Genomic DNA, 13,296 nt, shown 5'->3' with positions numbered 1-13,296 from the left:
GGTTGGCATGAGCGCACATGATGCCAAGCGGACGATCCTCGTCACCGGTGTGAACGGCCAGGTGGGTTTCGAGCTCGCGCGTACGCTGCAAGGGCTCGGCACCGTGGTCGCGGTGGACCGCGCCGCGATGGATCTGTCCGATCCGGATCAGGTTCGTGCCGTGGTGCGCAACATCCGGCCGGCGCTGATCGTCAATCCCGCAGCCTATACCGCGGTCGACAAGGCGGAAGAGGAACTCGATCTCGCCATGCGCATCAACGGCGAGGTGCCGGGCGTGCTCGCTGAAGAAGCGAAAAAGCTGGGCGCGGCGCTGGTTCACTATTCGACCGACTACGTGTTCAACGGCGAGAAAGACGGCGCCTACGTCGAAGACGATCCCACCGATCCGCAAAACGCGTACGGGCGCACCAAGCTGGCCGGCGAGCAGGCCATCGCCGCGAGCGGCTGCGCGCACCTCATTTTCCGCACGAGTTGGGTGTACGGCACGCGCGGCAAGAACTTCCTGCTGACGATGCTGCGCCTCGGCGCGGAGCGCGACGAATTGAGCGTGGTCGCCGATCAGGTCGGCGCGCCGACCTGGTCGAAAACGATTGCGGCGCTCACTGCGAACGTACTCGCGCAGGCGGCGGCGCCGGGCCAGAGCGACTGGTGGCAGCAGCATTCAGGCGTTTATCACCTGACCGCGACGGGCTCGGCGTCGTGGCACGGTTTTGCCGAGGCCATTTTCGAACTGTCGGGTCTGGCGAAAACGCCGACCGTCAAACCGATCCCGGCTGCTTCCTATCCGACGCCGGCGAAGCGGCCCGGCAACTCGCGCATGTCGAATGACAAGCTTGCGCGGACGTTCGGCGTGCAAGCGCCGGACTGGCGCGACGCCTTGCAACTTTGTCTGGCCGAGCGTTGAGCAGCACGCCGCTGACATCGCGTACGGGTGCCGTCGTTGTTTTCTACAACCCCGATGCGGCCTGTATCGAGCGGGCCAACCGGCTCGCCGCAAGGATGCATTGCGTGGTGGTCGACAACACGCCGGGCGTGCGCCCGGCGAGCGAGCTGGGACTAGCCGGCGCGATCGAATACCTGCCCAACGGTGAGAACGCGGGTATCGCGACAGCGATCAATCAGGGCGTCGAAGCGCTGATTCGCGGCGGCTTCGACATGGCGATCATCTTCGATCAGGACAGCGAGCCGCCCGCGTCGCTATTCACCGAGTTGCCGAAGGTCATCGACGCGGCCAACGCATCGGGCGAGCGTGTCGCGCTGGCGGGCCCGGCCTACGAAGATGCGCGCCTGCGCGGCCTCGCGCCGTTCGTGCGCTTCAAGTGGGGCACGCTGGAGCGGATCGTGCCGCAGGGCGATCAGCCCATCGAGGTCGACTTCCTGATTTCGTCGGGGTCGTGCATCAACCTGCGCTGGTGGTCGAGCATCGGTCCGATGGACGACGCGCTTTTCATCGATTTTGTCGACCTGGAATGGTGTGTGCGTGCCAAGCAGAAGGGCTATCGGGTGCTGGGCGTGCCGTGGGTGCACATGAGCCATGAACTCGGCGGCGAGCCGGTCCGCGTACTGGGCCGCGCGTATCCCATGCATAGCCCGTTGCGCCACTACTACCTGTTCCGCAATGCCGTTGTGCTGATTGGCCGTTCCTACGTGCCCTGGACGTGGAAGTCGTCCGAACTGGTCAAATTTCCCGTGCGGCTCGTCATCTATTCATTGATGCCCTCGCAGCGGATGGCCCATTTGAAAATGGCGTTGCTTGGAATGTGGGATGGCATTCGCGGGCGGTTGGGCAGGCTTTAGAACGCGGTGCGGCGGTAGTCAGTGCCATTGGTCAGGAACCCTACGAGCAGCAGTCAGCTCGTCGGATGAGCAGGAAGGAAATGCATGAACACAAAATTTGGTGAGCATCAGCAGGATGTAGTCAGTCAGGACGTCTCCCAAGATGAGCCGTTGTCGCATGGCGCGGAGGATACGCGCCATCTTCAGGGGCGTGTGGCACTGCTCGAAAAACTGCTTGATGATGCGCTGCGCGATGGTGAGTCGATCGCGAAGCTGAACAATCGGATTCTGAAACTGGAAGTTGAGAATGCCGCTTTAATCAATTCGACCTCGTGGCGGGTGACGGCGCCGCTGCGCTCGCTTGCCCGCGTCGTGCTGGCAGTACGCCTCGCATTCAGCACCATTAGCCGGCAGGCCGAGGTCAGGGGCGGGCTGGGTAGCGCGTTGGGCTACTACGCGTCGACGATCCGGCGCGAAGGTCTGCCAGGCGTCGTGGCGCGCGTGCGCCGGCTCAAAAGCGGCCGCGGTTTCGCCGATGGTCCGCCGCGTGACGAGGTCTACCACGAGTGGATCAGCCTGTACGACACGATTACGCCGACCAGGCAACGCGAAATCGAAGCGGATATCGGCCGGCTTGCGCGCAAGCCGCTGTTCTCCGTCGTCGTGCCCACGTTCAATAGCGACGAACGTTTGCTGCGCGAAATGGTTGCCTCGGTTCAGGCGCAGATCTATCCGCATTGGGAGCTGTGTATCGCGGACGACGCGTCGACCCAGCCGCACGTCAAGGTCGTCCTGCAGGAGCTGGCCGCTGCCGACAGCCGCATCAAGGTCGTCTTCCGCGAGACGAACGGCCACATTTCCGAAGCCAGCAATAGTGCGCTCGCGCTTGCAACGGGCGAATACGTCGCCTTGCTGGATCACGACGACCTGCTGCCGCCGCACGCGCTGTACATGGTGGCGCGATATATCAATCTGCATCCGCAAGGCCGGATGTTCTACAGCGACGAAGACAAGCTCACCACGGAGGGCAAGCGCACCACGCCTTACTTCAAGTGCGACTGGAACCCGCAAATGTTCCTGACGCAGAACATGTTTTCGCATCTGGGCGTGTTCGAGACCAAGCTGGTTCGGGAAGCGGGCGGCTTCAGGAAGGGCTTCGAAGGCAGCCAGGATTACGACCTGGCGTTGCGCTGCGTGGAACTTGCCGGCGACGATAGCGTGATCCACATTCCGCATGTGCTGTATCACTGGCGCATCGTGCCCGGCAGCACGGCGGGCAGCGGCAGCGAGAAGCCCTATGCGCTGATCGCCGCGATTCGCGCGCTGGAAGATCACCTGAAGCGGGCCAACATCAGCGCGACGGTCGAGCACCCGATCGAAACACTCGGCGTGCTGCGCGTGCGCTATACGCTGCCGAGTCCGCAGCCCAAAGTGTCGATCATCATTCCGACGCGGGATGGGCTCGCGCTGCTCAAGCAATGTCTGGACAGTATTTTTGCGCGGACGCTTTATCAGAATTTCGAAATCATCATTGTCGACAACGGCAGCGTGAAGCCGGAGACGCTGAGATATTTCGACGAAGTGTCTCAGCGTCCCAATGTGCGTGTTTTGCACGATGAATCGCCGTTCAATTTCTCGGCTCTGAATAATCACGCGGCGCGCGTGGCGACCGGCGAATTCCTGTGTCTGTTGAATAACGATATCGAAGTGATCTCGCCGGACTGGTTGAATGAAATGGTCAGTCTGGCCAATCTGCCGCGCGCCGGCGCGGTGGGCGCCTGTCTGTGGTATCCGAATGACGCGTTGCAGCACGGCGGCGTGGTGCTCGGTCTCGGCGGGATCGCCGGCCACATGCATCACATGATGAAGCGCGGGCATTACGGATACTTCGGCCGCGCGGTGGCGACGCAGAATCTGTCGGCGGTGACCGCGGCCTGCCTCGTCGTCAAGAAGTCGGTTTACGACGAAGTGGGCGGCCTGGAAGAAGAACTCGCGGTCGCCTTCAACGACGTGGACTTCTGCATGAAGCTTCTGAAAGCGGGCTACCGCAATATCTGGACGCCGTATGCCGAGCTGTACCACCACGAATCGGCCACGCGCGGCTCGGATCATGACCCCGTGAAGTACGAGCGCTTCGTGAGCGAGATTCGCCGCATGGAGGCGCGCTGGGAGGGCTGGTTCGAACGGGACCCGGCATACAACCCCAATCTGTCGCTCAGCTGCGAGGTTCTGCCGTTTACGCTGGCGTCGCCGCCGCGCATCGGTCAGTTCGAATAGCTGCGCGGTGCAGGCGGCCTGACGCCTGCACGAAGGGCTTTGCGGCACGCAGGGCCTGATTTGACTGGGTTCAGTCCGCTACGGCAGAATGCCGGGTTAAGATGGCGGCGGCTGTATCCAGAAATATTCATTACGTTCCGGCGCGCCTGTCAACACGGCGCCGGAATTTTTAGCACCGTTTGTATCGGTTTGGACAATCGAAACGCAGACGGTTTGTCGGAATCTATCAATGCAAATTTCTGTTTTGCGGCATCGGTCGCTCTTGTGGGACTTTGTCCGCCGTGACCTTGCGACTAAATTCCGCGGTTCGGCGCTCGGCTCCGTCTGGATGATCGTTACGCCAATCCTCACTTTGCTGGTCTATTTCTTTGTTTTTAGCGTCGTGTTTAAGGCGCGCTGGGCAGGCGAAGGGTTAAACAGTAAGGCGTCCGCGCTGATTCTTTTCAGCGGACTGATCACTTACACGTTCTTTTCCGAATGCTTTCTGCGCGCGCCGATGCTGATGCGCGAGAATCCGAACTTCATCAAAAAGGTCGTGTTCCCGCTCGAAGTATTGCCGCTCGCCATTACCTTGTCCGCGGTCGTGAACGCGGCGATCGGCTACGGTCTTCTGCTCCTGTTCAACCTGGTGTTCGTCGGCTTGCCGCCGCTGTCCGCCATTGCGCTGCCGATTGTCTTGTTGCCGATGTTTTTCGCCGTGCTGGGCGTGACGTATCTGCTGGCGTCGCTCGGCGTGTATCTGCCCGACATCAAGCTGCTGGTGCCGCCGATTTCCATGGCGATCATGTATCTGAGCCCGGTGTTTTATCCGCTCGACATGGTGCCGAAAATCCTGCGATTCGCGGTCGCGATGAATCCTTTTACTCCGGTGCTGGAAAACGTACGGCACGCATTTTTCTTTGGCGAATGGCCCGATCCGGTCGGCATGATTATTCAGCTGGCGATTTCGATTGCTTTTCTATGCGCATGCTACTGGTTTTTCATGAAATCCAAAAAAGGATTTCCGGATGTGCTTTAAGAAATTCGCTTAAAAGGTATAAGTCGAATTAACGTCGGCAGGTATTGGATTAATATAATGAATAGCAAGAAGGCGCGTGTTGGGATTGTTATCGTAACCTTCAATTCAGCGGAGGTGTTCGCGCTTGCGATCGAGAGTCTGATCAAGACCCGAAGCGATACGGAATTCGTGGTGGCCGCGATCGATAACGCATCCCGGCCGCCTGAGCGTGCCGCCGTGCAGGCCACGTTCGACAACGCCGTCGCCCAGCATGGCTTGCAAGGCAAATTCTTTCAGCAAGAGAAGAACCTCGGGTTTTCCGGCGGCAACAACGTCGGTATCGAGTACTGCCTGTCGGACCCGACGATCACGCATATCTGCCTGCTCAATAGCGATGTCATCGTCACCGACCATTGGCTGGACTACCTCGTCGAGGCGGATAAGGATGCGATCGGCCCGCTGACCAACGCGTCGAACAATGAGCAGGGCATTCCCATTCCCTACCATCTCGGCGACCGCAACAGACTGGGCGAAGGCAGCGCCGCGCTCGATATGCCCGTGCTCACCGAGTTCGCCATTCGCCGGCGCGAAGGCTGGCTCGGCCTGACGGTCGACAGCGACTTCCTGAGCTATTACTGCGTGCTGTTTTCGCGCGAGCTGATCGAACGCGTGGGCACGCTCGACGAGCGCTTCTTTCCAGGCGCCTACGAAGACGACGATCATTGCGTCCGCATTCTGGAAGGCGGTTTCAAAATGCATGTGGCGCGTGATGTGTATATCCATCACTGGGGCTCGGCATCGTTCGGCAAACTGGATGTCGTCGAGGCGCAAGGATTCGCCGCGCAGAACCGCGCGCGTTTCGAAGAAAAGCATGGTCGCGCATGGCAAGACCGCACGCGCCTGTCCGTGACCGCCTGGACGCAGGATTCGTTGTTTGCGATTGCCTCGCCGAAGCGGTTTCCGATTCACCTTGAAACGCATCACCTGTACGCGCGCCAGATGCGCACGCTCGTGGAAGGCCTCGAGGGCTATTCGAAGCACCTGAGCGGCGAAATTGCGCGCATGCAAGCGGAGGGGTTGACCGACCTCCGTTCACTGGTGATGGGGCGTCATGTCGACGAACGTGCGTCGGCGGCTTCCTTGCTCCCCGTGGTCAGCAGCATCGACGCGGACATCGAGCAATACCTGTCGACGGACGGCGAAGCGGTTTCGCCGGAGATCGTGCAGCGCATGACGGTTCGGTTCGAATCGCTCGCTCACGACCTGGACGCGCTGGTCGCCAGGACGGCGGGCATGGCTCGCGAACTTGCCGCAATGCAAGCGGCCAAGCCGCAAGACAAGCCGCTCGGACTGATGCAGCGCGTGACGAACCGGCTGGCTCGCGCGGCGCAATTCCCCACCTCGAAGGTGAGCCGCCTCGTGCGCGGATACGAATTGTTGCAACTGATGCTCCACGGCGAAGGAATTCTTTTCTTCGCTCCGTATCCGACCAAAGAGCGTGAACGCGACGGCTACTTCCAGCGCGTGAAGGCGATCGATTCGCTGTTTCCCTCGAAGCAAAGGGTGTATTGCGATGTGCGAGGTCATCCGGAGGCCAAGCCTTTTATCGAAAGGGCGGCGCACAACGCGTGGGTTCTCAATATCTCCCTGCATTCGGTCAATCAATGCCGGGTCGTGGCGCTACTGGCGCGCCGCTTCAAGCGCGTTTATTTCCACAGCGTCCTGCGCATGCCGAATGCGGCCGCCGAAGCGGCGCTCCGCGTACCGGGCCTGAAATGGGTGCTCGACGTGCACGGTGTCGTGCCCGAAGAATTTCGGATGCACAATGATTTCTTCTCCGCGCGCATCCATGACGATTGCGAGCGCATGGCGGTGGAGAAAGCGAGCCGTGTGATCGTCGTGTCGCAGGCCATGGGCAATTATCTCGCGCACAAGTACCGCGAGCTGCTGCGCGCGAAAGTGATCGTGTTGCCGATCTTCGCCCTGGAAGAGGGCAGTGAAGCGGTGCGGCCCTACAAGAATGGCCGACCGACGGTCATTTATGCCGGCGGCACGCAGAAGTGGCAAAACGTACCCGCCATGATGAACGTGGTCGCGCGAGCTCTGGAACACGCCGACTGGTGGATGTACACGCCGGATGTCGACGTGATGAGAAAAGCGGCGGCGCCCGAGGTTCAAAGCCACCCGAACTTCCATGTGGCCAGCGCGACGCGCGCTGAGCTCAACGAGGTGTATCAGCACTGCCATTTCGGCTTCATTCTACGGGACGACATGGTGGTGAACCACGTATCCTGCCCGACGAAGTTGATCGAGTATCTCGCGTTCGGCATCGTGCCCATCGTGGATACGCCCAACATCGGCGACTTCAATACGTACGGCATGCGTTACGTGAACGTCGAGGATTTTGCCAAGGGGCTCATCCCGGACGCGGCGACGCGCATGGAGATGGCCGCGCACAACCGGCTCATCTGCGAGCGGCTGGTCGAGCAGAAGGCCACCGGCGAGAAGGAACTCATCGAGGCGCTGACCTAGTCGGCTAACCGGGGCCGCCGCGTACGAGAGGCGGGCGGCTCCCGATCACAGCTTTGTGTAAAGCTGTTCATCAACAAAGAGAGTGGTCTTGGACGATATAGCTATCCACGTTCGCGAGCTGAGCAAGCGTTACGAACTTTATGCGAAGCCGCACCATCGGCTGGCGCAGATGCTGCTTCGTGGCCGTCGCCAGTTTTTCGGCGAATTCTGGCCGCTGCGCAACATCTCCTTCAACGTGAAGAAGGGCGAAGCGGTGGGTATCGTGGGCCGCAACGGCGCCGGTAAGTCGACGCTGCTGCAGATCATCGCCGGCGTGCTGTCGCCCACTCAGGGCGACGTGGAGGTGCACGGCCGGGTCGCGGCTCTGCTGGAACTGGGCAGCGGTTTCAATCCGGAATTTACGGGCCGCGAGAACGCGTATCTGAACGGCTCGATTCTCGGCTTGTCGCGCAAGGAGATGGACGCGGCCATGCCGGAGATCATCCGCTTCGCGGCGATCGGCGATTTCTTCGACCAACCCGTCAAGCACTACTCGAGCGGGATGATGGTGCGCGTCGCATTTGCCGTGCAGGTGCAACTGAACCCGGACGTGCTGATCGTCGACGAGGCACTGGCGGTCGGCGACGCGCTGTTCCAGAAGCGCTGCTATCAGCGCATTCGTCAGCTGCGGGATCGTGGCGTGGCGATTCTGTTCGTGTCGCACGACATCGAGTCCGTTCGAACATTTACGGACCGCGCTATTTTGCTTCACCACGGCGAGGTCATGGCGGCAGGGCCGTCCGGCGAAGTCGTGCTGGCCTATCGCAAGCTGTTGCACGACGAGGAAAACCTCGCCAAGCAGAAGGAGATCGCCGAACACAAGCAGGCGCTCAAGGCGGACACCGCACCGAAGGTCGCGGCGCCCGTCGAGTCGCCGCAGTTGACGGCGCCCGCCGCGACGGCCGAGCCGCTCGAGGCCGCTGCCGCCGAGGGGCACCTTGCGCAAGCCGTGTCGAATGTCGCGGACGCAGCGGATCAGATGGAAACCGAGGCGCGCAACGAAGGGGGCAAGTTCGAATTCGGCAGCCTGGAAGCGATGATTACGGACGTCACCGTACTGGACGGCGCGGGCGAGCAATGCACGACGTTCTACACCGGCGATACGGTCAAGATCGTGGTGAAATTCTCGATCCGGGAAGACATGGACAAGCTCTATGTCAACCTGCGTATCCGCAACAAGGAAGGCATCAAGATGTACTCCTGGGGGACGTTCAACCAGGACGCCGAGCTGATCGCCGGCAAGCAGGACGGCTTCATTTTCTGGAACCGCAAGTTCCGCGCGGGCGAGGAGCATTCCGTCGTCTTCACGATGGACTCCTGCTCACTCGGCGAAAATTTCTACGAAGTGCAGGCCTCGCTGATCCACCAGGAGTCGATGAATTTCTCCGATCAGGCGATCTTGCACTGGATCGACGAAGCCGCGTTCTTCATGGTCCGCGCGCGCGTCGACACGCATTTCTTCGGCGGCGTGTGCGATCTGCACATGCGCGCCGAACTTGAAGCACCCACCGGCGAAGCCTCGTAAGTGAACGCCTGCCAGTCGCAACAACCAGGAGCGGCTGGCGTCCTTCGACAAAACGGCTCGCCGTACAAAACCTTGGTGTTGACTGTATGACCGTGTTTTCAAGCCACGATGTGCGAGCATGCTTGCGCCAGTGCGTAACCTGTTTCGGGCACGGCAAGATCCTGTACATCGGCGCGCATGCCGCTGATGCGCTCGACTTCCTGCTGGCCGCGGGAACCGATCCGTACGCGCTTTCGCTCGACGCGGATGGCGGGGCGCAAGCCGACCATCGGTTCGTGTCAAATCGGCTCGAAGCGGCGTCAGTCACGGCGCCCGCTCTCGACATTGCCCAGCGCGACTCTTTCGACGCGGCGATCGTGGTTCTCCCGCCGGACAGCAAGGCCGCCGACGCCGCAGTCTGGCTCAAGCTGATTGCGGATGCGGGCATCACGAGCGTCGCGTTGATGAGCCCGCTCGCGCAAGGCGAAAACGGCCATGCTTCTAGCGGCCACGTCAAAGCACAAGCCTTCGAACTCGGGTTCCGCATCCACGCCCGTTTGACATTCGCGCGGCTGACTTGTCCGCTGCCCCCGTTGGGCGGCTACGAAGTCTGCGCTTTCGAGCGTGCTGCAAACGCGTCGACGGAGCAACGCCCCGCGGCCGCCGAAGATGTCTTGCTGCATACCGACCCGGCGTCGCAAACCGCAGTCGCCGAGTTCACGCAGATCGGCAGTTTCGTGCGAGCCGGCGACGCCGTTCTCGTGCTGGACGATAGCGCTGGCAGCGGTGCCTACATCGTTGCGCAGAACTCGACGGCGAGCCACGTGCTCGGCATCGTGCCCGACGCGCAGCAGTGCGACTATGCGTCGAGTCAATATGGCGTGGCCGGACGCGTCGATTTCAAGCCGCGGTCCGGTGAGGAATTGCATGGCCTTGCAAGTCATTCTTTCGACGCGGTGATTTGCCGCGACGTTCGTCGTTTCGCGCCGCTCGACTGGCCGCGACTCGCCGACATCGTGCGGCCGGGTGGCCGATTGATTCTCGGCACGACGGCGCCGGAGAGCACGGGCGACGCTTCGGTCGGAGCGCAGTCTCCTGTCGAACTGCTGCGCTCGAGTACGGGTTCGACCCACGCAAGCTGGCTGCCGGAATGCGCTTTTATTTCGCCGCCGGATGTGCCGCCGGACTTCGCATGGCGCAAGATAGGACTCGACGAGCGCACGGCCGGCAATGACGGCCATCTGATTGTCGTCTCGATGCGCGATCCCGTCGGCGCGGATCCGTCGGCTTTCGTCGATACGATGTACAAGCACGCCGATTCGCCGGCGTTCAACGTATTGCCGGACGGACGCGGCATGGTGAATCCATGGCTCTTCAGGAGCATGGTGACCATCGGCACGCGCATGGACAACGATGCTGCATTGGGCAGCCTGCAAGCGCGCGTCTTGCAGCAGGCGCCGCACGATACCGCCGACTACGGCGCCGCGCTTTGCGGCCACGCCTATCGCGTGCTTGCCGCCCGGGCCTCGGCGGAAACGGTGCGCACCTGCGTGGGGGAAATTCAGGCGTACCTCGATACGAACAAGAACGACGCGCAGTATCTGCGGTGGTCGATCTCGCAGAGTTATGTGGCCGCGAAACTCTTGCAGGCGGTAGGTGACCTGGAAGGTGCCGAGGCGTGGGCATTGAAGTGCGCCGCGATGGACCCGGTTCCTTTTAGTCCGCTGCTGGCCACCAAGACGGTCGCTGCGCTCGACCTGGCGGCAAGCTTTGCCGTGGTTCGCCGCGACTATGAGACCGCACGACAGTATCTCGAGCGGGCGGTGCGGGAAGTCCAGCGGGTTCTGTCGGGCGACTGGGTCAACATTCTCGGCGACCTGTCGAAGCCATTGAGCTTCGGCCTGCCGGAAGTTTCGCAGCTGGCCGAACTGGGTGCGCGGTGTGCGTATCTTCTGAACTATCTCGCCGACGCCGAGTATCGCCCCGGACTGGTGTGGCGTGAACACCGGGGATTCTACGAGCGTGGGTTCGAAGCAAAGGATACGCAGATCGGGGCTCTGTTGGACCGCAACACCTTCCTGTACGGCGAGACACAACGCCTGGAGGATTTCGTCCGCGAGTTGAGAGGCGAAGCCGATCGGCTGGAAGGCGTCATTCAGCAAGGCAAGAACGAGGAAGCTCGCCTCGAAGGCGTGATTAGACAGAAGGATAGCGAAGTGGCGGCTCTCAAACGGACCGTTGCTGCTGACGAGGCAGAGACAACTCGTCTCGCGGCGGCGCTCGAGGAACAACGGCTGGTTGGCGACGCGCTGCGCGCGTCGGCTGCGCGAACGTTGGGGGCGCGGTTGCGTCGCGTATTGCGTGCGCTTGCCAGGCGGGCTCGCGCGGCAGTCAAGGTACCCCAGCCTGCGCCGGTCGCCTCGGCCCCCCCGCCCGTCAAGCGCTTTCCCAATGCGCCGTTGTTGCTCGACGAACGACGCGTCGCGCAGTGGCTCGGCCAGTTCGATACGGACGCGCCTCGCTGGGCGTCGAGCCAGACGCTCGCGTCTGTCTTGCCGGCAAACGAGCATGGTGCGAGCGACCTGACTGCCGATGACACGCAACTGAAAATTATCGCCGCGGCCGACTTGCCGTCTTTGACGCGGCAAGCGTCAGGCGTGGTGATCGTCGTCGTGTTCAGGGCGGGCGACAATCCGTATGCATTACGCAGCGACGTCTACGACCATGTGGACTTGTGTATTGCACTCGACCATCAGGTATTCCTGGGACTGACGCTGCTGCATCCCATGGTGATCGAAGCGACGCCCGCGAACGTCATCGACTCCGCGCGCCGTTTCTGGACGGCGACCAATAGCACGCAGTCGCTGATTGTGCCGGACGCGGCGGCCTTCAACCCGTCGGTCGCACCGGTCGTCATGTTGCAGGTCGACAGCTTCATGGTCGGCGGTCTCGAACGTGTGGTCTTTGATTTGCTGCACCGCTTGAGCAAGGCGGGCTTTCAGCCCATGCTCGGGGTCACGGGCGAAATCGCGACCGAGGCCGAGGCCGAACTCAAGCAACGGCAGTTCAACTACGTGCGCCTGCCCAGCGATCCCACTGAGCTTCGCGCAGTGCTGGTCGAGCGGAAGGTGGCGCTCGTCAATGCTCACTATTCGCTGTCGCTCGGCGAGGTCTGCGCTTCACTGAAAATCCCCTTTGTCCAAACCGTGCATAACATGTACATGTGGCTCGACGCGGCGGGCAAGGAACAGTGGCGTCGCGTGGATGAGGTGACGGACGCCTATATCTGCGTGTCGGCTAACGTTGCGATGTTCGCCGATGTGAACCTGCGCTTGAGCGCGGACCGGATGATCGTCGTGCCGAACGGCTGCGACTCGGGCAGCGCGATGCCCTTGCTCGAACCGGAGCGCGACCTCGCGCTGCGCGAGGAACTCGGTTTTCCGGCGGATAGTCCGGTGTTCCTCAACGTCGCTTCGATCAATCCGGTGAAGGGGCAGGGCTTGCTGATCGACGCATTTGCGATCGCGCATGCGAAGCGGCCCGATATCCGCCTCGTGATCCTCGGCAAGCACTCGGATGCCCGATACGCCGCGCAGCTCCAGGAGCGCATCGCGCATCACGGCCTGCAAGACGTGGTGTCGATGCCCGGCTACCGGTCCGACGTCTATCGATTCGTCGATCTGGCGCGCGCAGTCGTGATGCCGTCCTTTACCGAAGGCTGGAGTCTGGCGATATCAGAAGCCCTGCAGCGTAACGCGCCGGTTATCGCCACCGACGTCGGCGGCGCCCGCGAGCAGTTGATTGGCGAGGCAAGCACGGTGATTCGCGCCTATCGTGATGACTGGTCGACACTGGACGGCACCGAGTTCTATCAGGCAATCGCAAACGAGTGGGAGTTGCACGCGGTTCGCGACGAACTCGCCAGAACGATTGTCGACCACGCCGAGCGGCCGGCGCGCCAACCGCGCGAGGGCTTGCAGCAGTCGTTCCAGTCGATGACACCGATGGAGGCCTACACGCGGCACGCGGAGATTTTCGCGGCCATCCTGACCCGCACGAACGCCGATTGCGTTCGCTATGCGTCGTATCTGCCTCAGCGTCAAAGCCGTTACTTCAAGTTGACCGATGCGCGGCCCGAAGTGGTCTGAAGCTGCCGGTTTCATAGGATATT

At 61.7% G+C, this 13,296-nt stretch carries 7 protein-coding genes; all 7 read left to right on the top strand.

The features are described 5' to 3' along the window. The first annotated feature begins 7 nt into the window (after positions 1–7). Entirely contained in the window at positions 8–904 is an 897-nt protein-coding gene (gene rfbD / locus PQR42_RS14765) for a dTDP-4-dehydrorhamnose reductase (RefSeq protein ID WP_408385351.1), read from the top strand. Continuing rightward, the gene (locus tag PQR42_RS14760) at positions 901–1,797 is read left to right on the top strand and encodes a glycosyltransferase family 2 protein (protein ID WP_408385352.1); all 897 of its coding nucleotides are present in this window, start codon (positions 901–903) and stop codon (positions 1,795–1,797) included. Before rfbD ends, PQR42_RS14760 begins: the two co-directional genes overlap by 4 nt. Positions 1,798–1,881: 84 nt before the next feature. After that, positions 1,882–4,053, top strand: a complete 2,172-nt coding sequence (locus tag PQR42_RS14755) for a glycosyltransferase family 2 protein (RefSeq protein ID WP_408385354.1) — start codon at positions 1,882–1,884, stop codon at positions 4,051–4,053. 229 nt (positions 4,054–4,282) lie between these two features. Continuing rightward, a complete protein-coding gene (locus PQR42_RS14750) occupies positions 4,283–5,071 on the top strand; it encodes an ABC transporter permease (RefSeq protein ID WP_408385356.1) in 789 nt (262 codons plus the stop codon). A 57-nt stretch (positions 5,072–5,128) separates the two neighbouring features. After that, the gene (locus PQR42_RS14745) at positions 5,129–7,582 is read left to right on the top strand and encodes a glycosyltransferase (protein ID WP_408385358.1); all 2,454 of its coding nucleotides are present in this window, start codon (positions 5,129–5,131) and stop codon (positions 7,580–7,582) included. Positions 7,583–7,670: 88 nt separating this feature from the next. Next, entirely contained in the window at positions 7,671–9,146 is a 1,476-nt protein-coding gene (locus tag PQR42_RS14740; protein WP_408214850.1) for an ABC transporter ATP-binding protein, read from the top strand. A gap of 122 nt (positions 9,147–9,268) precedes the next feature. Further along, positions 9,269–13,273: a glycosyltransferase gene (locus PQR42_RS14735; protein ID WP_408493657.1), complete on the top strand. Its 4,005-nt coding sequence runs from the start codon at positions 9,269–9,271 to the stop codon at positions 13,271–13,273. The last annotated feature ends 23 nt before the right edge of the window (positions 13,274–13,296 follow it).

Origin of the sequence: Paraburkholderia sediminicola (assembly GCF_046027355.1) — a bacterium.
In the GTDB taxonomy this organism is placed as follows: domain Bacteria; phylum Pseudomonadota; class Gammaproteobacteria; order Burkholderiales; family Burkholderiaceae; genus Paraburkholderia; species Paraburkholderia sediminicola_B.
The sequence above is the reverse complement of the archived record's forward strand: the minus strand, read 5'-3'. Positions and strand labels throughout refer to the sequence as shown.

Coding starts and splice junctions, on each gene's coding strand:
- rfbD (WP_408385351.1), top strand. CDS start 8: ATGAGCGCACATGATGCCAAGCGGACGATCCTCGTCACCGGTGTGAAC.
- PQR42_RS14755 (WP_408385354.1), top strand. CDS start 1,882: ATGAACACAAAATTTGGTGAGCATCAGCAGGATGTAGTCAGTCAGGAC.
- PQR42_RS14750 (WP_408385356.1), top strand. CDS start 4,283: ATGCAAATTTCTGTTTTGCGGCATCGGTCGCTCTTGTGGGACTTTGTC.
- PQR42_RS14745 (WP_408385358.1), top strand. CDS start 5,129: ATGAATAGCAAGAAGGCGCGTGTTGGGATTGTTATCGTAACCTTCAAT.